The organism is Brevibacillus sp. NPDC003359, assembly GCF_042878995.1.
GTDB lineage: Bacteria > Bacillota > Bacilli > Brevibacillales > Brevibacillaceae > Brevibacillus.
In genome coordinates this window covers 1,160,001-1,181,632 of sequence record NZ_JBIAOR010000001.1, presented here as the reverse complement: position 1 = coordinate 1,181,632, position 21,632 = coordinate 1,160,001, and the positions used below count along the sequence as shown (strand labels likewise).

The 21,632-nt window shown below is 47.8% G+C and carries 18 protein-coding genes and 1 pseudogene; 15 read left to right on the top strand and 4 right to left on the bottom strand.

Annotated elements, in window-relative coordinates; translation table 11 throughout:
• The first annotated feature begins 63 nt into the window (after positions 1-63).
• Positions 64-1,619, top strand: a protein-coding gene (locus ACFYU8_RS05205) for an IS3 family transposase (RefSeq protein ID WP_390295177.1) whose coding sequence is annotated in 2 segments (ribosomal slippage) — positions 64-694 and positions 694-1,619 — 1,557 coding nt in all. Because the reading frame shifts where the segments join, the coding sequence is not laid out codon by codon here.
• A gap of 69 nt (positions 1,620-1,688) precedes the next feature.
• Here the strand turns inward: ACFYU8_RS05205 and ACFYU8_RS05200 are convergent.
• Complete coding sequence (locus ACFYU8_RS05200; protein ID WP_390295179.1) at positions 1,689-2,018, bottom strand: MazG nucleotide pyrophosphohydrolase domain-containing protein; 330 nt, start codon at positions 2,016-2,018, stop codon at positions 1,689-1,691.
• 96 nt (positions 2,019-2,114) lie between these two features.
• On the opposite strand from ACFYU8_RS05200, the gene ACFYU8_RS05195 reads away from it, so the two are divergent.
• From ACFYU8_RS05195 to ACFYU8_RS05185, 3 genes are all read left to right on the top strand, one after another.
• A complete protein-coding gene (locus ACFYU8_RS05195; RefSeq protein ID WP_390295181.1) occupies positions 2,115-2,696 on the top strand; it encodes an LOG family protein in 582 nt (193 codons plus the stop codon).
• A 168-nt stretch (positions 2,697-2,864) separates the two neighbouring features.
• Positions 2,865-4,166 carry a hypothetical protein gene (locus ACFYU8_RS05190; RefSeq protein ID WP_390295183.1) on the top strand — a complete coding sequence of 434 codons (1,302 nt, stop codon included), beginning with the start codon at positions 2,865-2,867 and terminating at the stop codon, positions 4,164-4,166.
• A 186-nt stretch (positions 4,167-4,352) separates the two neighbouring features.
• Positions 4,353-5,612 (top strand): hypothetical protein, encoded by a 1,260-nt coding sequence (locus ACFYU8_RS05185; RefSeq protein ID WP_390295185.1) that lies wholly within the window; start codon positions 4,353-4,355, stop codon positions 5,610-5,612.
• A gap of 10 nt (positions 5,613-5,622) precedes the next feature.
• Here the strand turns inward: ACFYU8_RS05185 and ACFYU8_RS05180 are convergent, their stop codons facing one another.
• Both ACFYU8_RS05180 and ACFYU8_RS05175 read right to left on the bottom strand, forming a co-directional pair.
• Positions 5,623-6,051, bottom strand: coding sequence for a hypothetical protein (locus ACFYU8_RS05180; protein WP_390295187.1), 429 nt, complete (start codon positions 6,049-6,051; stop codon positions 5,623-5,625).
• 9 nt (positions 6,052-6,060) lie between these two features.
• A complete protein-coding gene (locus tag ACFYU8_RS05175; RefSeq protein ID WP_390295189.1) occupies positions 6,061-6,543 on the bottom strand; it encodes a hypothetical protein in 483 nt (160 codons plus the stop codon).
• A gap of 216 nt (positions 6,544-6,759) precedes the next feature.
• On the opposite strand from ACFYU8_RS05175, the gene ACFYU8_RS05170 reads away from it, so the two are divergent.
• The 6 genes and pseudogenes from ACFYU8_RS05170 to ACFYU8_RS05145 all read left to right on the top strand — a co-directional run bounded on the left by ACFYU8_RS05170 (position 6,760) and on the right by ACFYU8_RS05145 (position 14,217).
• Complete coding sequence (locus ACFYU8_RS05170; RefSeq protein ID WP_390295191.1) at positions 6,760-8,106, top strand: NAD(P)-dependent oxidoreductase; 1,347 nt, start codon at positions 6,760-6,762, stop codon at positions 8,104-8,106.
• Between the two features lie 14 nt (positions 8,107-8,120).
• On the top strand, positions 8,121-9,398 hold the full coding sequence (gene preA / locus ACFYU8_RS05165; RefSeq protein WP_390295193.1) for an NAD-dependent dihydropyrimidine dehydrogenase subunit PreA: 1,278 nt from the start codon (positions 8,121-8,123) through the stop codon (positions 9,396-9,398).
• Between the two features lie 89 nt (positions 9,399-9,487).
• Positions 9,488-10,873, top strand: a complete 1,386-nt coding sequence (gene hydA / locus ACFYU8_RS05160; RefSeq protein ID WP_390295195.1) for a dihydropyrimidinase — start codon at positions 9,488-9,490, stop codon at positions 10,871-10,873.
• Between the two features lie 34 nt (positions 10,874-10,907).
• Positions 10,908-11,798, top strand: a pseudogene (locus tag ACFYU8_RS05155) (nitrilase-related carbon-nitrogen hydrolase).
• 89 nt (positions 11,799-11,887) lie between these two features.
• On the top strand, positions 11,888-12,400 hold the full coding sequence (locus ACFYU8_RS05150; RefSeq protein ID WP_390295197.1) for a hypothetical protein: 513 nt from the start codon (positions 11,888-11,890) through the stop codon (positions 12,398-12,400).
• Between the two features lie 104 nt (positions 12,401-12,504).
• Positions 12,505-14,217, top strand: a complete 1,713-nt coding sequence (locus tag ACFYU8_RS05145; RefSeq protein WP_390295199.1) for a methyl-accepting chemotaxis protein — start codon at positions 12,505-12,507, stop codon at positions 14,215-14,217.
• A gap of 63 nt (positions 14,218-14,280) precedes the next feature.
• Here ACFYU8_RS05145 and ACFYU8_RS05140 read toward each other — a convergent pair whose 3' ends face one another.
• The gene (locus ACFYU8_RS05140; RefSeq protein WP_390295201.1) at positions 14,281-15,771 is read right to left on the bottom strand and encodes an NCS1 family nucleobase:cation symporter-1; all 1,491 of its coding nucleotides are present in this window, start codon (positions 15,769-15,771) and stop codon (positions 14,281-14,283) included.
• Between the two features lie 223 nt (positions 15,772-15,994).
• On the opposite strand from ACFYU8_RS05140, the gene ACFYU8_RS05135 reads away from it, so the two are divergent.
• The 5 genes from ACFYU8_RS05135 to ACFYU8_RS05115 all read left to right on the top strand — a co-directional run bounded on the left by ACFYU8_RS05135 (position 15,995) and on the right by ACFYU8_RS05115 (position 21,557).
• Positions 15,995-17,605 carry an ATP-binding protein gene (locus ACFYU8_RS05135; RefSeq protein WP_390295203.1) on the top strand — a complete coding sequence of 537 codons (1,611 nt, stop codon included), beginning with the start codon at positions 15,995-15,997 and terminating at the stop codon, positions 17,603-17,605.
• A gap of 32 nt (positions 17,606-17,637) precedes the next feature.
• Positions 17,638-18,291: a response regulator gene (locus tag ACFYU8_RS05130; protein ID WP_390297247.1), complete on the top strand. Its 654-nt coding sequence runs from the start codon at positions 17,638-17,640 to the stop codon at positions 18,289-18,291.
• A 148-nt stretch (positions 18,292-18,439) separates the two neighbouring features.
• Positions 18,440-19,498, top strand: a complete 1,059-nt coding sequence (locus ACFYU8_RS05125; protein ID WP_390297250.1) for a tripartite tricarboxylate transporter substrate binding protein — start codon at positions 18,440-18,442, stop codon at positions 19,496-19,498.
• A 47-nt stretch (positions 19,499-19,545) separates the two neighbouring features.
• The gene (locus ACFYU8_RS05120) at positions 19,546-20,013 is read left to right on the top strand and encodes a tripartite tricarboxylate transporter TctB family protein (protein ID WP_390295205.1); all 468 of its coding nucleotides are present in this window, start codon (positions 19,546-19,548) and stop codon (positions 20,011-20,013) included.
• Positions 20,014-20,030: 17 nt separating this feature from the next.
• A complete protein-coding gene (locus ACFYU8_RS05115) occupies positions 20,031-21,557 on the top strand; it encodes a tripartite tricarboxylate transporter permease (RefSeq protein ID WP_390295207.1) in 1,527 nt (508 codons plus the stop codon).
• Positions 21,558-21,632: the final 75 nt, after the last annotated feature.

The following is a 21,632-nucleotide window of genomic DNA, read 5'->3' as shown; positions in this document are numbered from 1 at the left end:
TGCTCCCCATACGGTAGACAGGTGAAATAATAAAAAGCCTGCTACAGTAAGGGGAGCTTTTTCATGTCTAGAGCAAAATATAATGCTTTGGAGAAACTCACCATTCTTGAGGAAGTATCGAATGGGGAAATTGGTTTTCTGGCAGCTGCGAAAAAATATGGGATTAACAAGACGACCTTAATGAAATGGCAGCGTCGGTACAAAACGTATGGATATGAAGGACTGCAGCGCCGTACGCATCTTCAAAGCAACAGTGCTGAGCTTAAGCTCCGAGCGGTAAAGGATTACCTTGAGGGGGGATTGTCTCAGTACCAGATCATCGATAAATACAAGATTGCTAGCACGAGACAGCTTTTTAATTGGATCAACAAGTATAATGGTCATAGCAGCTTAAAAGCCTATAAAGGGGAAGCAAAAGCTATGACAAAGGGTCGCTCTACGACTTGGCAAGAACGGATTGAGATTGTGCAGTATTGTCTGGCACATGAACATAATTACCAAAAGACAGCTGAACATTTTCAGGTCTCCTACCAGCAAGTATACCAATGGGTGAAGAAGTTCGAAGATGGCGGTCAGGATGCGTTAAAGGATGGCCGAGGGAGAAAGAAAACTCCGGAGGAGTTAACAGAGGCCGATCAACAGAAACTCAAGATGAAGAAGATGGAGTACGAAATTGAGCGACTTCGGGCGGAAAATGCATTCTTAAAAAAGTTAGAGGAGCTAGAAAGAAGGCGACGCTAAATCAGACACGGCAGGAAACGATTTACCTTGCCATCCAATCACTTCAAAAGGATGGGTTAATTAGCGTCCAACTCCTATGTGAAATTGCAGGAATTGCACGTTCAAGTTATTACAAGTGGCTAAATCGCAAACCCAGTGTTCGAGAGCTGGAGAATGAGCAATTGACCCAGGTGATGATGACTATCTATGAGAAAGTGGAACGTACTTTTGGATACCGTCGATTAACCCTGCATATGCGCAAACAAACCGGAAAAATCATTAACCATAAGCGCGTAGAGCGGTTAATGAAGATAATGGGAATCCAGTCTGTTATCCGGAGAAAGAAAAGAAAGTACGCGAACGCCACGCCGCAGCAGGTGGCGGAGAACCTACTAAACCGTAAATTCCATGCTGATGCTCCGAATGAAAAGTGGCTCACCGATGTAACGGAATTCAAGTACGGTAACGGCCAGAAAGCGTATTTAAGCGCTATTCTCGACCTTCATGATAAATCCATCGTCGCCTATGTATTAGGGCGTTCCAATAACAATCCACTTGTATTCCAGACGTTGAAACGGGCTTTGCAGGCAGTACCAGGAAGCAGCCCCATGCTTCATAGCGACCGAGGCTACCAATACACCTCCTTGGGCTTTAAGAAACTTTTGGATGACAACAACATAATCCAGAGCATGTCCCGTGTGGGACGATGCATCGATAACGGCCCAATGGAATCTTTTTGGGGGACCCTCAAATGTGAGAAGTACTATTTGCACACGTACCATACTTTTGAGGAACTTGAGAGAGATATTGAGGCCTATATCCACTTTTACAATAACGAACGATTACAAGCAAAACTAAACGGCCTCAGTCCGATGGAGTTCAGGACCAAGGCCGCCTAAATTTTTATTATTTGTACTGTCTACTTGACGGGGTGCAGTTCATGCGAAAATCCTAAGCTGCCGCTGTTCTTATTCGGTCTCCGATTTTTGATAGCGTTTTTGCAGCTTCACTCGATGTGCTTCCAAAATCTCTTCAAAAGAAACCTCATATTGGTTTGCCAGCAAGATTAAATTCCCGAGTACGTCGCCCAACTCTTCCACCAGCTCCTGCCGAGCTTCTGCTGCGGGCTTTTCCCCTTCATCCGGACGATCTCGGCCAATTTCAATGGCGCGTACAGCTCTTGCCAGCTCGCCAGCTTCTTCCATTAGAAAACCTACACGAATAAACGGACCGTACCCTGTCCATCCGCGTTCTTCATAAAAATCTCCGACCCATTTTTGAAACTCAGTAATATTCACATATATCTGTCCCTTCCTGATTTTAGTATAATTATATTACATGCAAAGAAATTTATGGAAAAGCCATTCTACTTCAACAAGTTTTGGGAGGATGACATGAAACGTATTTGTGTTTATGCAGGTTCCAATCCGGGTGTAAATCCATTTTTCGAGCGGTATGCACAGGAATTGGGGAAAGAACTGGTCGCTCGTGGTCTTGAATTGGTCTATGGTGGTTCCAGCATGGGACTGATGGGGCGCGTTGCAAATGCAGTACTGGAAGGCGACGGCAAAGCAATCGGAGTCATGCCTACAGGTTTGTTCCGCGGAGAAATCGTACATAAAGGGCTGACAGAATTGCATGAGGTTTTGACGATGCACGAGCGCAAATCCAAAATGATCGATTTGTCTGATGGCTTCATTGCTTTGCCCGGCGGATTGGGAACCTTTGAAGAAATATTTGAAGTGGTGAGCTGGGGTCAAATTGGCATTCACCAAAAGCCAATCGGACTGTTGAACGTGGATGGTTACTATACGCCGCTGATGCAGATGGTGGAGCATGCGACCGAAGCCGGATTTATTCCCGCTATGCAGGGCGAATTGATCCTTTGCGAGAGTGATCCTGCTGTTTTGCTGGATCGTATGCGAGATTACACACCGCCAGTGAAAGTAGACAAATGGTCGGAACTGGATAACTAACAACGTGCAAAAAAATAACCCGAAGCCCTCCATTTGTGGGAGGAATTCGGGTTATTCTAGTTATTGACAGGATGTATGTAGGAGTGCTAATGTAGTTGATTATATCCCTAGTAAATACATAGGAATAATATCAATATGATTCGTCTTCATACGTCAGGAGGATTCTTCATGAACAGATCAGCGAAATGGCTACAACTCTCCACTTCAGCTGCTGTACTCTCAGCGGCACTCGTTTTTCCAACTGCAGTCGGTGCTACAACGAAAACAACGGTAGAAGCACACGTAGAGTGGAACAGCTTTTTGCAGCAGCAGTACGGTGTGACTTTTGACAAGACGGTAACTCGCGAGCAATTTGAGAAAGCGTTGCTCAAGATCGTATCTACAACCACTAGTATATCGGAAAAAGACGTGTCAGCCAAAACTTTCTTGCCTGAATCCAAAGATGCCTCCAAGCTGGTTGTATGGGAAGCGGTCAGTGCTGCTGCAAAAGCTGCAGAGTTAAAAGAACTCGGGTATACATATAGCGAGGAAAAAGTAGCGGTTGCCTTGAAAAAAGCAGGGATTTCCTACAAAAAAGGTGGCACGCTTACCTTGCAGGCAGCACAAGAGCTGGCTGTAGCCATTGACACGGGGCTTGTGTCCGCCAATTCTTTGAAGACAGCCTCTGTAGACGGGGCAGTATCCGCAGAGCTTGCGAGTCAATTGCTAGCAAAAGTAGCAGAGTTCCATGGCTCCGCCAAAAACTATTTGGGCACAATCGCCGATGAAGAGATTTTTGGCAAGCTCGCTCAGGCGTGGAACGAATCGCAAATCATTAAAGCCGGTGAATTGCAAGAGCTCGTAGACAAAGGCTTGAAGCAAAACTTGATTACTGGCTACAATCTGAAGGATGCCGCATTCGATCCTCATTTTGATCCAAAGCGCACGATTACGTATGGGCATAGTGATATCGCCCACGCCATTCAATTAATCGGACTGTTAAAAAGTGAAGGCGTCCAGGCAAAAGTTCAATTCGAACCGAAAACTTCTGCCTTCATTTACTTGAAGGAATGGGGAGAGCCCGTTCAAACAGCGGATTATCAGGTCGTTCAGATTGAAAACGGCAACTACATTGCGTATGCCAAGGAGTACGATCTCAGCCTGGAATTTGACAGTGTAGAAGAGAAAGAGAAGTTCCAGCCACTTGTTTTGAAATACGCCAAACGGGATCAAGAAGACATGACCGGATTGCTCAAGGCATCTTGGTGGCAGCCGCTTTATCATTCCCGTACGGAGCTGGCAGATTATGCTGTCATTACGAACAACGTGTTAAAAGATGGACGTTATGTCGTACAGTCTTTCTCTCTGAATGAAGCATCACCAAAAGTGGTGGAAGGCTTTCAAAAGCTGAATGACAAAGTAAAGGTAGAAACATACAAGTTCTGGGTTGATCAACCGTTCTTTAACTATCTCAACGGCGAATCGAAGTAAATACTGTACATCGAAAAGCGTCCTTTACTTCGTAAAAACGGGGAAAGGACGCTTTATTCTGTTCCATTGATAATGAATTAAAAAATCCTTTTAGCGGATTTTGTCTATTTCTGGTATGATTTAGGGATAACCGTTGATTTATGGCGATGGTTGTATAGTTATGCTGAGAGTTTGGGAGGGAATGAAGTGAAAAAGAAAGCGATAATTCTACTGTTGTCCTGCGGTTTATTAGCTTCGACAGCATTCGCAGCAAGCGCATCATCGACAATGCCAACCTCACTGCAAATTGGAACAGGAACATCCGTGCAGGCGCCAGCAGATTTGTCAAAAGGGCTGCTCGTGAATACCTTCACTTCCCATCAGTGGAGACAAGATTCGCTTACGAAGCTACTAGGGAAATCCGTGAAAGAATTTGATGAATATGTGTATTATCCACAAGGAGTCAGCATTAAGTGGGACGAAAACAAGCAAGCGTTTGCCGTTCTTGTTGAACCTTCTTATAAAGGAGAAGTTGTAAAAGGGATTACGACCTCCAAAAGAAAAGACGAGATTGTCCGAGTCTTGGGTAAACCACATTTTTCGGATGAAAAACTCGAGTTGATTGGCTATGCGGAACAGGGCTATCACCTGTTTTTCACGTTCGCTCAGGATAAAGTAAAAGCCATTTCCATTTATCGTCGAGATCAGATTGCCGATACAAAAGCGCTTGTTGATATGGCTAAAAATTTGCAGGAATATGGTGAGAAATTAGGGGAACCGGCTGAATATGCTGATTTTTCTATCTTTGGTGCATGGGGTAAGCCAGATTTTTCGTACCACCTCAGAGGAATTGGTACATATGCGTGGGAATATCCATCCAGAGGCATCGCCTACGATGGGATGCCCGATGATGCAACGTTAACCATCTACAGTAATTTTCCGAGCAAAGACAAGCTCCCTGACTTGAAAAACGTAAAAAACATCGTCTTTTCCAAAGAAGATTCCCTGTTCTTGATCGAAAAAATGAGAATCGAAACCGAAAAAGAAAAAATCGAATTGGCGAAAAAAGCTGGAATTCCATCACCAGACAAGAAAAAGATCGCGGTAATTGATTCAGACAATTTGTACAATACCGCGAACATTCGCTTCTATCAGCCAGACTACACACCGCAAGCTCAACTGTTTCCAGGTTATTTTCTCGATGAAGTAACATGGTTGGACAACAATTGGGTCTTGTATCAGACGATGATGGGTGTGGGAGTTTATCATGTCACTACACATGAAAAGATAGAAATTGTAGGGATGGAGAAAAAGGCAAACGAGCCGTTTGATATGCTGGATGTCAATACAGTCAAGCCTGATCTAGCGAAAAAAGCAATCATGTTTGAAGTTAGCATGAAAGAGAAGAAACAGACTTACACCGTTCGCTATCAAATCACGGGTGACAAAATCACGTTCACCTGGTAGAGAGCAGGGATTAGCGTTCTTTTTTGGCGCTGAGGGGCGAGCTGGCTGTTTCCTTCTCGGCTAAGTATGAGCGCATACCTCGAACGAACAACTCACGAAGGACTTCTTGCTGTGTTTTGCTGCTGACGAGAGAGCGAATGAGCTCCAGCTCAGCTACCAATTCGGAATCCAAGTGAAGGTTGACAGTTTTCCCTTTGGTTCTCGGGTGCAGCTCGTGGTACTCCGTTGACTTTTTTAAGGAGCCTTCGATGACAACAGCTTCGTCCAACCATTCCTGGTCGGGGATATACAAGCATGGTGCTTCTAGAATAATATGGGTCAGTTCCTCGCTAAAACGAATCGCGAGGGGCTGGCCCTTTTTTTTATGCAAGTCGCGGATTTGTCGTGATCTCTCTTGGTTGGCAACTGTATTTTCCAGCTTGATGACGGCCAGTTCCATAGTGCCTCCTTACGGGACGAGCAGTTCTTCTTCTGCTACCGACAACAATACTTCTCCCGTTTTTTCCAATTGGACTTGGTAGGTGAAGTGCTGATCGCTTCGCTCGACGGAGGTAATAATTCCCCAGCAGCATTGGCTATCTCTTGTGAGCTGGACACGATCCAAAACCTCATAGCTAGGGCGAAGATACCCTTTTTTATATAGATAAGTGAGTACGGATTCTCGAGGAAAAAGAAATCGTTTGTTTCCTTGCTTACTGACCAAAAGGGGGAAGGTCTCTCGTTCGTCTAAATAATCCCCTAAATAGCCTTGATCTGCCCAACGCTTGACAGTAGCCATACTGCCTAAGCGGCCAGTTTTCGTCTCTAGGATGTCTAGTATTTCGCGTGAAGAGAGAAACGCTTTGCGCCTTTCGAGTTGCGTCAGGTAGTTCTTGCGCTCGGCTTCCAATTGGCTGAGAAGTGTTTGTGCATCCGCGATTTTTTGTTTCACTATCCTGATCTCGAGGTCGTAATCCTTCATACGGGACGGCCCTTTCTTGCGTGTTTGTTTACATCCTATTCGAACTTGAAATCATTCATGTCAATACAAGCAGATTGATTTCGTTTCCTTGCTAGGCAAATACGAAATGTAACAATCATAAAAAAGCGATTTCGCACATTGATTAATAGCAAGCATGTATAGATCTGGTGAGGAGGTTGTGGACAGATGAGCATTCCTAATGAGCTCGCGAAAAATTTCGCAGAAGTCGTGCCTGCCCTAAAACCGAAGGAAGCCATCGATGAGGCGAATCGCTGCTTGTATTGCTACGACGCACCCTGTATTAAGGCTTGTCCCACGTCAATTGACATCCCTTCCTTCATCAAAAAAATTGCGAGCGGGAATATGTTCGGATCAGCCCGGACGATCATGGAATCGAATCCCGTCGGGGCGAGCTGCGCGCGCGTATGTCCAACAGAGGAGCTGTGTGAGGGTGCCTGTGTACTAAATTCAGCTTCCAAGCCAATCATGATCGGTCTTCTCCAACGTCACGCGACAGACTGGGCAATCAAAAATCAAGTAACGCTTTTTTCAAAAGGCGAAGCAAATGGGAAACGGGTAGCCATCATCGGAGCAGGCCCGGCGGGGTTATCAGCTGCGCGTGAGCTTGCACGTCTCGGCTATGCGGTTACGGTTTTTGAAGCAAAGGAAAAGGCAGGAGGATTGAACACGTACGGCATCGTCTCCTTCCGTCTGCCACAGGAAATTTCGCTATGGGAAGTAGAGCAAGTAGAAGCACTGGGAGTAGAGATACGTACCAATACGCGAATCGGCGTGGATGTATCACCAGAAGAGCTATTGGACCAATATGATTCCGTCCTGTTGGCAGCAGGTATGGGCAATGTCCCTTCACTGCATATCCCGGGAGAAGAATTGGAAGGTGTCCTCGATGCCATCGCACTCGTGGAGGAGACTAAGACCAAGCCACTATCAGATGGGATGCTCGGCAAAAAAGTCGTCATCATCGGTGCTGGGAATACGGCGATTGACGCTGCCACCTGTTCGAAACGACTGGGAGCAGACAATGTTCAGATTCTGTACCGGCGGACGGTTCAAGAGATGTCCTGTTATCAGTTTGAGTACGAATTCGCCAAGCAGGATGGCGTAGAATTCCGCTGGCTCGTTGCCCCAACACGTGTTCTGGAGGAAAACGGCCGTGTGAAAGGCTTGGAACTAGTGCGAATGGAGCTAGGTGAGCCGGATGAGAAAGGAAGAAAGCGTCCGGTACAAATTCCAGACAGTCATTTTGTCATCGAAGTAGATTATGTCGTCAAAGCGATCGGACAAAACAGACATCTGTCTTTGATTGAATCATTTGGGCTTCAACACCGCAATGGGATTGTCGAGGTCGAGGAAAGCACCTATCGAACCTCCCATGTCAAAGTTTACGCGGCGGGTGATGTCATTTTTGGGGGAGGCAAGACAGATGCGATGGTAGTCGATGCAGCTAATCATGGGAAACGAGCTGCTCATGCCATCCACCAATCTCTCAGTGATCAAAAACAGCCGGTATAAGGAGGAGACCTATCATGGCAGATCTCAGCATTAATCTGGCGGGAATCCAATCCCCGAATCCATTCTGGTTGGCCTCTGCGCCGCCGACTAATTCAGGCTACCAAGTACAGCGTGCCTTTGAAGCGGGCTGGGGTGGTGCGGTCTGGAAGACACTCGGAGAGCCGATCATCAATGTCACGTCCCGTTTTGCAGGACTGAACTTCGGGGGTCAGCGCGTCTTTGGTTTCAACAACATTGAACTGATTACGGACAAACCGCTCGAGGTCAATTTGAAGGAAATGGATGAAACGAAGCGCCGTTTTCCGAAGCACACCTTGATTGCTTCGCTAATGGTTGAACATAAGCAGGAAGCGTGGCACGAGATTGTCAAAAAGGTGGAGGCAATCGGCGTAGACGGTCTGGAACTGAATTTCGGCTGCCCGCACGGCATGGCAGAACGCGGGATGGGCTCTGCGGTCGGTCAGCATCCAGATTTAATCCGGCAACAGGTCGAATGGGTAAAAGAAGTAGCCCAGACCCCCGTCATCGTCAAGCTCACCCCAAACATTACGGACATACGCTTTACAGCACGGGCCGCGACTCAGGGTGGAGCCGATGCCATCAGCATGATCAACACCATTAACAGTTTGATTGGGGTTGATCTCGACAAATGGCTGCCGATCCCACATGTAGATGGAAAAGGGGCGCACGGCGGCTATTGTGGGCCTGCTGTCAAACCAATCGCTCTGAACATGGTCGCAGAATGTGCACGCGATCCCAAGGTTGGTATCCCAATCTCTGGTATTGGAGGAATCTCTGATTGGCGCGATACCGTTGAATTTTTGCTGATGGGAGCAACGGGTGTTCAAGTATGTACAGCCGCCATGCATCATGGATTCCGGATCGTGGAAGACATGATTGATGGGCTTAACAATTACCTGGATCAGCGCGGAATTGCCTCTGTGATGGATATTGTCGGAAAAGCCGTGCATACGTACTCGGATTGGGGACATCTGAATCTGAATTACAAGGTCGTGGCGCACATCCATGAAGAGACCTGTATTAATTGCAACAAGTGCCATATCGCTTGTGAGGACACCTCGCATCAATGCATTGACATTGTTCCTGATGCAGCGACGGGCAAAGAGCGCTTGGTCGTACGCGAAGAAGATTGTGTAGGTTGTAATTTGTGCTCCATCGTTTGTCCGGTGGAAGGAACGATCGAGATGGTCGAAATTCCGAGCGAAAAAGTCCCTCTCAGCTGGAATCAGCGACAGGCTGCTTTGTCTGCGGGTGGCAGCTGCGAGCTGTAAGGCAGTCATGTTTTCGGCCCGGGGTGCATAGCGTGTACAAGGGAAGGCATGTCTACTCGATGACGGGTTGAAGGGGAGATGATCATCGGATGAAAAAATGGATTCGAAATGGCACAGTCGTGACAGCGTCAGACACGTATCAGGCGGACATTTTGATTGAAGGGGAAAAGGTAGTCGCAATTTGCTCCAATCTGGATGTGAAAGATGCCGAAATAATCGATGCTACCGGATACTATGTTTTTCCAGGAGGAATTGATCCACATACCCATCTCGATATGCCTTTTGGCGGAACGGTTACTTCCGATAATTTTTATACAGGCACAAAGGCAGCAGCATTTGGCGGGACGACGAGCATTATCGATTTTTGCCTGACGAGTAAAGGAGAACCATTGCATTCATCCATTTCGACTTGGCACGAAAAAGCAAGGGGCAAAGCGGTCATCGACTACGGCTTCCACCTGATGGTTTCAGATGCGAACGATCAAGTTCTCGAGGAATTAGGAGCAGTCGTACGAAATGAAGGGATTACTTCGCTCAAGGTATTTATGGCCTACAAAAATGTGTTGATGGCCGATGATGAGACGCTATTTAAAACATTGGTTCGGGCCAAGGAGCTAGGTGCCTTGGTGCAGGTCCATGCGGAGAATGGCGACGTACTGGATTATTTGATCAAGCAGGCGATTGCAAAAGGGCAGACAGACCCCGTGTACCACGCCTACACCCGCCCACCTGAAGCGGAAGGTGAAGCGACCGGACGTGCGATCGCATTGACTGCACTGGCAGATGCACAACTGTATGTCGTGCATGTATCGTGTGCAGAGGCGGTGCGCCGAATCGCAGAGGCTCGCGAAAAAGGATGGAATGTGTACGGGGAGACGTGCCCGCAATACTTGGTGCTCGATATTACCGATCTACAGAAGCCGGGCTTTGAAGGGGCGAAGTACGTCTGGTCCCCTCCGCTCCGGGAAAAGTGGAATCAGGACGTCCTGTGGAGCGCATTGAAAAATGGCATTTTGCAAACGGTCGGCTCTGATCACTGTTCCTTTAATTACTCCGGTCAAAAAGAGTTGGGGCTAGGGGATTTCACGAAAATCCCGAATGGAGGACCAATCATTGAGGACCGGATGCGCCTCCTCTTCTCGGAAGGTGTAGCAAAGGACAAGATCAGCCTCAATCAATTCGTCGATATGACCTCTACAAAAGTAGCCAAACTGTTTGGGATGTTCCCGCAAAAAGGAACGATTGCGGTAGGCTCAGACGCCGATATCGTGTTGTTTGATCCAACGCTGAAGCGCACCATTTCCGTTGAAACTCACCATATGAATGTCGACTACAATCCGTTTGAAGGTATGGTGGTGAACGGCGATATCATTTCTGTGCTTTCGCGCGGCTCCTTTGTCATTCGCGATCAGCAGTTCGTCGGTCAAGCTGGGGCTGGACGCTTTGTAAAACGATCGACCTTTGCAAGACCGTAATTCATGAGAGCGTATAAAGGCGAGGAGGGCGATTATGGCAGATATTATTCGAATCGGCTTGATTCAGGCGAAAAACGATGTCCCCGGAGACGAATCGGTTCATTTGCACAAAGAAAAAGCCATTGAGAAGCATGAGAGGATGGTGCGGGAGGCGACAGCCAAGGGGGCACAAATCATCTGTCTGCAAGAAATCTTCTATGGCCCGTATTTTTGTGCCGAGCAGCAACCGAAATGGTATGAATCAGCGGAAGAAGTCCCAAATGGCCCCACCGTGCAACTGTTCTCTTCCCTTGCCCGCGAATTGGGGACCGTACTCATTCTACCTGTGTACGAGCGCGTGGGGATCGGTACGTATTACAACACGGCGGCTGTGATTGATGCGGATGGCACGTATTTGGGCAAATATCGCAAGCAGCATATTCCGCATGTGGGAGTAGGCAGCAGCGGGTGCGGCTTCTGGGAGAAATATTACTTTAAGCCCGGCAATCTCGGGTACCCCGTTTTTGAAACCGCTTTTGCCAAGGTCGGGGTCTATATCTGCTATGACCGCCATTTTCCGGAAGGCGCATGACTGCTGGGCTTGAACGGGGCTGAGATCGTATTCAATCCGTCTGCGACTGTCGCCGGCTTATCCGAATACTTGTGGAAGCTCGAACAGCCTGCTCATGCCGTTGCCAACGGTTATTATGTGGCAGCGATCAATCGGGTAGGGACAGAAGCACCGTGGAATATGGGCGAGTTTTACGGACAATCGTACTTGGTCGATCCGCGGGGTCAATTTGTCGCCATGGGGAGTCGGGATCAGGATGAGGTCATTATCGCTGAAATGGACCGTAACAAAATTCATGAGGTGCGGGATACGTGGCAATTTTACCGGGATCGCAGACCGGAGACCTACGAAGATATGGTAAAGCTATTACCTTAATACAAGAGTGAGGGAGGTGCCGGATACGCGCCTTCCTCCTTTTCGCATCATTGGAAGGATTCCAACAGAGTCAAAAGGAGCGTTCAGGAATGAGGCAGATTGTATATAGAGGAGTCGAATACGGCGAGGGACTTCGCGTTGTGAAAGCGCAAAAGTATGAGCGGGCAGAACGGCGTCATTTTACAAATGGTGCTAGTGCAAAGGCAGTGTTTGGCGCTGGTGTTTACTTAGTAAGCAATCCGGAAATCGCCGCACAGTATGCGATTTGTCATGCAGAGACGAATGGGGAGAAGGCAGTTGTGTTGAGCCAGCAGCTACACTTGCAGGGTCTCGTTTGTTTGGACGAGCGCTATGGGGAAAATGAACTGCGCATCGATGCGTTGCGCGCTGCTTATTCAGAAGAGGAACTCGAACGAAGACAGAACGGCATGGGCCATGAAGAGTGGCTGGAATGGACAGGGGATGAGGTGCGTGCGTATTTGGTGGCCTGTGGATACCGAGGGATTCGGTATCGAATCAGCCCGGAGCTGACCTATTATATCTGCTATGAGCCTGACGCTCAAATTGAAGAGATTGCGATTCTATCTGTGCTCGATGTGTGAGAAAGCGACTAAGACTATCGACTTATTCGACATATCTTGGTAAGATTAGACAATATTCGCACTTTCTAGCTTACCTATTTGACACAGGAAGGATTGCCGCAACGATGAGTCTATTACGTAACCTCAGCACCCGAGCCAAACTGTTTAGCTTGATTGTGATGATGGCGCTCTTTTTGTGCGCGGTCGGATTCACCGGATATTTTCATGTGCAAGTCTCGGGTGAACGCATTCAGGCCATGTACGAAGAGCAGCTTCTTCCCGTTAAGTGGATTAACGACTGGAGACAAGAAATCCGCGCGATTGACGGATTGGTTTATAAAATGATTCTCGATCCTTCTCCTGCGGTCTTTGCCGAATACAAGACTGAACTGGATTTACGAATGGAAACAGCGGATCAAACATTCCAATATCTTCAGAATGCGAAGCTGGATGCACAAGAACAAGAAAGAGTGACGATGCTAAAGGAGCTCATCGAGCAGTATCGCAAAGACCAGGGCGAGGTCATGAAAATGATCCAGGAAGGGAAAGCGGATCAAGCCTATTCGTTTTATCGTGCAACAGATAAGACGCTGAATTGGATTAATCAGGAGCAGCTCGAATGGGCGAATTACAAGTCAGAGCAGGCAGTCGCCATGCAAAAGGAAAACCAAGATGAAACGCAAGAAGCGATGACATTCCTGATCGTGGTTGGCGTACTGTCGATTATTATCGGTAGTGTACTGGGGTGGATCATCTCCCGTATGATCGCTGATCCACTTCGCGTTGTTTCAAGCCGCATGCAACAGTTGGCAAACGGGGATATGGCGGTTGCTCCCGTCACTTACCTGACTCGGGACGAGGTAGGTACACTCGGTACTGCGTTCAATGAATTGGTAACGAATTTCCGTTCATTGATTGAACAAGTAAAAGTGGCGGGTGAGCAAGTGGCTGCTTCCTCTGAGGAATTGTCGGCGAGTGCGGAGCAGTCCGCCTATGCAACGGAACAATCGATCAGCAGTGTGCAGCAAATTGCATCTGCCTCCGAAGTACAGACGCAACGTACACAAGAAAGTGTTCGTGTCATGGAAGAAATGTCGATTGCCATTCAGCGGATTGCCGATACGTCTGGAGCCGTTTCTGAATCATCGGCGCAGGCAGCAGAGGATGCGGAGCAAGGAAACATTCATATTCAGCAAGCCGTTGATCAAATGAATACGATCTCCCACTCGGTGAATCACGCTGCGGATCTCGTGCAGCTGCTCGGTGTACGGTCAGAAGCTATTGGTCAAATTGTTGACGTGATTACTGGAATTGCCTCTCAAACAAATCTCTTGGCCCTCAACGCTGCGATTGAGGCGGCACGTGCAGGAGAACACGGCAGGGGATTTGCTGTCGTTGCCGATGAGGTTCGTAAACTCGCAGAACAGTCAGAGGAATCTGCGCGTGAGATTTCGAGATTGATTGGGGAAATCCAGCAAGAAACCACGCAAGTCGTGCACGTCATGATGGATGGAACCAAAGAGGCTAAAAAGGGTGCAGAAGTCGTTCAAGAAGCGGGTGTCACCTTCCAGCGTATCGTCGCGTCTTCCCAGGAGGTTGCCGGTCAAATTCAGGACGTATCCGCTGCTACCGAGCAAATGTCGGCAAGCATACAGCAAGTCGCATCTGCTATGGATGAAATGAATCGCCTCGCTCAGGAAGCAGCCGTACATACCCAAGGAGTATCGGCAGGGGCAGGAGAACAGCTTGCCAGCATGCAAGAAATCGCCCGTTCCAGCGCGAATCTGAATGAGCTTTCTCAAGAGTTGCAAGAGTCCATCAGCCAATTCAAATGGTAGACTCAACAAACGAAAGACTGGCAAACCCAACAGGGTAGCCAGTCTTTTTTTGATAGCTTGCTTTTAGGAAGCAATCGTTTGTTTGTTGTTTGCTGTGATCTTTTCGTAATCGTTAGCACTCAAAATCGAGGAGTCGTTTTTCATCATCCATGTGTAAATTACGAGAGAAATCAAAAGTCCGATAGTCCAAGCATTGTCCCAAATAATGGTTAAGCCCGGAATGTATTTACTTATAAAAGGAATCGCAATCCCGATTAGCATCGCCCAGATGGCTCTGCCATTAAAGCCCGTTTTGTAGGTGTAGATCCCGTTTGTTTTGTACAGTTCTGTTAAATGAATGCGCCGCTTACGCACGAGCCAATAGTCAGCAATGGCGATTCCGTCGATGGGTCCTAACAAGGCTCCGTACGTTCCAAGCCATAGAAAGATGTAGTTGCCGAAGTTCTCCAAAATGTACCAAGGCTGCATCAAGAGCGACACGACCCCGGCGATGATGGCGCCAGCTTCATACGAGAGACGGCGAGGGGCCAGATTCTCCACTGCCCGGGCGGGAGCAACGATATTGGCCGCTACGTTGGTCGTCAATGTGGCAAGAATAATTCCAATCGTTCCAAGGAAAATGGCAAAAGGCGAGAATTTAGCCAACACGGCAGCAGGGTCCCATAACGCTTCTCCGTAAATGACGACGGTAGCAGAAGCGACAGCAACTCCGATGAAGGAGAAGAAACCCATCGTGGTCGGTAACGAAGAGGATTGTCCGATGATTTGGGCTTTTTGACTTTTGGCATACCGACAGAAATCCGGAATGTTGAGGGCCATCGTTGCCCAAAAAGCAATGGCTGCCGTCAATGCGGGGAAGAAAATCTTCAGGAAATCTGCAGTGGAAGTGAATTTCGAAGGTGCCGAGAGCATAGGACCCCATCCGCCTGCTTTCGTAAGCGCCCAGACGAGGAGAGCCAAACTCATGATGATCAGAATGGGAGCAGCCCAAGCCTCCATTTTTTTGATCGCTTCTGGACCGCGATAAGCGACCCATACGTTTAACAGCCAAAAGCCAAAGAAGGCTATCCAGAGATGTCCGGGCACATTAGCCCAGCCTGTCATCGACATCAGGAGCGTATCGATGGCAGCACCTCCGAACCAACAGTTGATGCCAAACCAGCCAGCACCAATCAATCCGCGTGCGACAGCAGGGATGTGCGCTCCTTTAGAGCCGAACCAGAGGCGCGCAAAAACTGGATACGGAATGCCAAATTTCGTCCCGGCATGAGAGTTGAGAAGAATGGGAATAAGGACAATACAATTACCGAGAATGATCGTCAAAATGGCCTGCCACCAGTTCATACCCAAGGAAATCAGCCCTGCCGCCATTGCATACGTCGGCAAACAAATCGACATACCGATCCACAAGCTGGCGAAGTTATAAGATGTCCAGCTGTGCTCTGCTGTCGTCGTCGGCCGAAGACCTTCATTATAAAGCGGACTGTTCTTGATTGCCTCTTCGCCTTCTTTCGTCAGGGTAACAATTCCATTTGATACCGTTTGCGTCTTCATTTCTTTCCCTCCTTTGCTTATCAAGATGTCTCGTATTCGGACAAGCGCCCTAGTTTGTCTTGAATACAAGTTGTAACATTATATTGGGAGAAAGAAGGCCTAATACCTGATTTTTCGTCGTAAAAAGACAGCCTGCGACGACAAGCTTCGCCATTGACAAAGGGAATGATTCTACCTTTTTACCTAATTGGGATGGTAAGATGAGGCAAGGGGTGAGCGAGCTGTGACGACAAGAAAAATCCATATGTCTGTGCAAACCAGAATGATCTTATTGATTACTATTGTCATTATTCTGATTGTTTCGTCAGTTGGGGCGGTGTTTTCTTCCATTGTTGCGTCTTCGATCGAAGAGCAGGTGGGCAAAAAAGCATTGAGTGTGGCAAAGATCGTTGCTAGTGATCCTGAGCTGCGTAACGCTTTTTCAAGCGAATACCCTCCAGCGCTGATCCAGCCCATCGCTGAAAACGTCCGGATACAAACTGGAGCAGAGTTTGTGGTCGTGGGAAACCATGAGGGAATTCGGTATGCGCATCCGATTCCAGAACGGATCGGAAAGGAAATGGTGGGAGGAGATAACGAGCCCGGACTCTCGCATGGTCAATCTTACATATCGAAGGCTATCGGCAGCATGGGTCCATCACTGCGGGGAAAAGTGCCGATCAAAAATGAAAAAGGGGAAATTATCGGGATTGTTTCTGTTGGATTCCTGCTTGAAGATATCGAGGAGGCCATTGACCTCTACCAAGACCGCATTTTGATCCTGACTCTTCTCGCCTTGTTGTGCGGTGTTGCTGGTGCCATTGCACTCAGTCGCTATTTAAAGCGCTTAATTTTGGGATTGGAGCCGGAGGAGATCGCCTCCCTTTACGTGGAGAGAAATGCTGTACTGGAGTCAGTCCGCGAAGGAATCGTGGCGATTGACCGCAATAAACGCATCACGATGATGAATCAGGCTGCCATTCGTATTCTGAACTTACCGGAAGAAGACGTTCATCGCAAAGAAATATTTGAAGTGCTTCCAGACAGTCGTATGCCAGAAGTACTGGAATCAGGCGAGCATCAATTAGATCGGGAGTCTATCATGAGCGGAAAAGAAATCATCGTGAATCGACTTCCGATTAAGTTCGGAGGTAAGATCGTAGGAGTGGTCAGCAGCTTTCGTCCCAAATCGGAAATTGATCAGCTAGCTTCCGAACTATCTCAAGCGAGGCGGTATGCGGATGTCCTTCGCGCCCAAACACATGAATTTCACAATTTGTTGTATACCATTTCCGGGTTGTTGCAGCTTGGCTCTATTCAGGAAGCAGTCGAGCTGATTACGAGTGAAACATCAGCACAGCAAGAAATGATATTGTTTTTGGCGAAGCAAATTCCTGATCCGTTAATAGGGGCTCTGCTGTTAGGGATGCACAATAGAGCCAAAGAACTGAAAATTCAATTCATTATCCATCACGACAGTCACTTGAAGGCGCTACCAACGACGATCAACCGGCAGCAGATCGTGGTTTTATTGGGGACACTGATCCAAAATGCGATGGAAGCCGTCATTGAGCCAAGTGTCGAGCACAAACGAGTGGAATGTTACTTATCTGACACGGGCGATGAGATCATGTTCGAAATCGAGGATTCGGGACCAGGAGTTGTGGAAGAGCTGCGAGAAAAAATATTCGAGCCCGGTTTCTCCACGAAAAAAGGCGAAGATCGTGGAATTGGTCTGGCCAAGGCACATGGAATTAGTAAAGAATTGGACGGCTATATACTCGTTGAAAAAAGCGAGCTAGGAGGCGCACTTTTCACAGTATCCCTGCGCAAAAGAATGGAGGTGGCGTCTTGAGGAAGCTGGAGGTTCTCATCGTAGAGGACGATATGCGGATTATCGATATCAACAAGCGATTTGTCAGCAAGATTGAAGGTTTTGAAGTAATTGCTACAGCAACGAATGGTACAGATGCCAAAGAATTACTGTCTTATACGCGCCCTCAGCTCGTTTTGTTGGATGTGTACTTGCCTGACATGCTGGGAACGGAGCTGGTCTGGTTTATTCGGCAACATTACCGCGAAGTAGACGTTATTATGATCACCGCAGCCAAGGAGATGGAAATGGTACAGGAAGCGCTGCGCGGCGGAGTATTCGATTACATCGTCAAGCCGCTGGTTTTCGAGCGTTTTCGTGAACGGTTGGATAGCTATCGCGAGCACGTCATTCGGACGAGAGAAGCTGTCGAGGTGGACCAGGAAGTCATTGACCAAATGCTGACGAGAAGACTGGTCGCCCCTAAAAATCGAGATGTGCTCGCACCAAAAGGAATTGACCTCTTAACTTTGGAAAAAGTGATTGAAGCGATCAGACAAACGGGAGACAAGGGGGTATCGGCGGAGGAGATCGGCCGCGAGATTGGTACCAGCCGAACAACGGCGCGACGGTATTTAGAATACTTGGTCCTGGAAAAAAAGGCGCGTGCTGACTTGATTTATGGCACAGTGGGCAGACCTGAAAGAAAATACCGCTATCTTCCATAATGTTCCATGAACAATACGAACAAAAAGTGATTAATTTTCAAAATAGACCTTATGCACGAAAACTATTCCTCTGACTTCCGCGGTGATACATTATGTGAAAGCGTGACGGCGCTTACAAATAAGCGGGTTTAAGGGGGATATTTGTTTGATGAAAAGAAAAAAAGTGCTAATCACAGTGTCCACTTTTCTTACACTAGCATTGGCTGCTTGTGGTGGCGGAACTGGAAATTCGGGAACAGCAAGTCCGGGAACGCAACCAGCGCAAGCGGCACAACCTGCCGCAGAGGCATCTAAATATCCCGAAAAGCCGATCGTGTACGTGGCTCCATCCGGTGCAGGAGGGGGCTGGGATAAGACAGCTCGCTCGGTAGCAAAGGTGTTGGCTGAAAGCAAGCTGGTGACAGAAACCATCACGGTAGAAAACAAGCCGGGTGGTGGGGGAACCGTGTTCTTGGCTGAGTATGTAAGCAAAGACAAAGGAAATCCTTATAAGTTATTCGTTAGCTCTCCTCCTATTTTGATTAACAATAATAAAAAAGAGGGGAACAGCCCGTTTGGATACAAGAATGTCACACCATTGGCGCAAATGACGAAAGATTTCGGCACCCTTGTTGTGAAAGCGGATTCACAGCATAAGGACATCAAGAGTGTATTGGACGCAATCAAGGCTGACCCAAGCAAAATTACGCTGGCAGGGGGCTCTGCTCCAGGATCGATGGATCATTTGATCGGCGTATTGCCAGCATCCAAATACGGGATTGACCCGAAAAGCGTGAAATACGTTTCTTATGATGGTGGTGGCGAAGCAATGGCAGCCTTGTTGGGCGGCAATGCGGATATCATTGCGACGGATGCTTCTAGCGTGGGTGAATACCTGAAGGCAGGCAAAATCCGCGTACTCGGTGTCACTTCCGATGAACGTCTCGGCGGCGTTTTGAAAGAGATCCCAACACTAAAAGAGCAAGGCATAGATGCAACGTTCACGATTTGGCGCGGTGTCTTCGGTCCTGCTGATATGCCAGCAGACGCAAAAGCTTACTGGGATGCAAAGCTAAAAGAACTTTCCACTCATGAGACTTGGACAAAAGAATTGGCAGCAAACGGTTGGGAAAGCGAGTACAAGGACGCTGCTGCTTTCACAACATTCCTGGATGAACAAGATAAGCTAGTCAAAGAACTGTTGACATCACTTGGTATGTCGAAGTAGGGAGAGGAGGGGCAATCCCCTCCTTTTTCACACCTTAGGAGGTATACATGAACCTGATGTTTGATCGTATTGGCAGCTTGTTTTTTGCGTTAGTAGGTGCGCTCTTTATCGCTGAAAGCCAAAATATTTCGTCCAGTGCATACGGAAGTCAGGTCGGGCCAAATATGTTTCCGTTCGGACTTGGCATCATCCTGATTCTGTTGAGCTTGCGGCTGTTGCGGGAGACCTATAAGAAAGGCGCGGCTGCTTCCTCATCCGAGTCACAGAGCCCACTGCGATACAAGCGGTTCTTATTCATTTTGGCAGCGACAGTCTTGTACGTATTGCTATTGGAGAAACTCGGTTATGTCATCTCGAGCTTCGCTTTTCTTACGTACACTTTCACCATGATGGGAAGCAAAAGCGTACTAAAATCCGTGATCGTTTCCTTACTGTTTTCAGTAGGTGTTTATGTCATCTATGTGCATTTGCTAAAAGGTACGCTTCCAGGATTACCTACCTGGCTAGGCGTCTAGGGAGGGGATAGGATAGCATGAGTGCATTGCAATTTTTGGCGGACGGTTTTCTCGTTGCCTTACAGTGGCATAATCTTGTTTTTGCCTTTATTGGTGTCCTGATCGGTACTGCGGTAGGAGTCCTTCCCGGCATCGGTCCAATGAGTGGAGTCGCGCTCCTGATGCCCGTTACGGCTTCCTTGACCTCTGGCTTACCTCCAGAAAGCGCAGCGGCTAGCGCATTGATCTTGTTGGCAGGCGTTTACTATGGCGCGATGTACGGTGGTTCTACGACATCTATTTTGTTAAATACGCCGGGTGAATCCTCCTCTGTCGTCACGACATTGGACGGCTATCAAATGGCCAAACAGGGACGTGCTGGTGCAGCGTTGTCGATTGCAGCGATTGGTTCTTTTGTCGCGGGGCTCGTAGCGTTGATTGCTCTTGTGTTTTTGGCGGATCCATTATCCGATCTTGCTTTGAAATTCGGCCCTGCTGAATATTTTTCCCTCATGCTTCTCGGCTTGTGTGCGGTCAGCGGACTCGGGGGAAAGTCGATGACCAAAGCCCTCATTATGACAGTCATGGGACTCTTGCTTGCGACAATTGGGATGGATACCGTTTCGGGCGTGGCGCGATTCACCTATGATATTCCTGATTTGTATCAAGGTCTGGAGTTCCTCACGATAGCGGTTGGTTTGTTTGCTCTAGGAGAAGTGTTCAAGACAATTATCGAAGACGATCAATCCACAAAGGAACTTATTAAAGTGGGGCGAGTACTCCCTACCAAGCAAGACTTAAAGGAAAGTGCCGGACCGATTGCGCGCGGTTCCTTGCTCGGGTTTTTCATTGGTGTTTTGCCGGGTGCTGGTGCTACCCTGGCCTCTTTCTTCTCGTATATTTTTGAGAAAAAACTGAGCAAAGATCCTAGTCGTTTTGGAAAAGGAGCGATCGCAGGTGTAGCAGCACCAGAGTCTGCAAACAACGCTGCTTCTGGCGGTGCGATGATTCCACTGCTAACGTTGGGGATACCTGGGTCTGGTACGACTGCGATTTTAATGGGTGCCTTATTGATGTACAACGTACAACCAGGGCCGCTCTTGTTCAGTGATCACCCGCAGATTGCCTGGGGCTTGATTGCCAGTATGTTTATCGGAAATGTGATGCTGCTGATTTTGAACATGCCGCTCGTTAAAGTTTTTGCAAAAATTATTGAAACACCTTCACACTTTTTGATTCCACTCATTATCGCGATTTCTGTGTTCGGTGTATACGCTGTGCAGATCAGTACTTTTGATTTGATCCTGCTTGTGATTTGTGGGGTAGCTGGGTATTTCTTGACGAAAAACGACTTCCCACTGGCTCCGCTCGTACTTGGCCTTGTTTTGGGACCGATGATTGAAAATAATATGAGAAGAGCGTTGACTACTTCGAATGGAGACTTTTCTATCTTATTGACGAAGCCGCTTTCCGCTACTTTTCTTGTATGTTCGCTCCTGTGGTTGATCATTCCCATCTTATTGAAGCGTAGAGGGAAGCAAGTCGTTATCAGCGAAGAAGCATAACTCACTTGACAAAGTCCTCCTTAGCCCGTAACATTGGAAAAATTTCGGGAAACTGTTCTGCTTGATGGTTGAGGC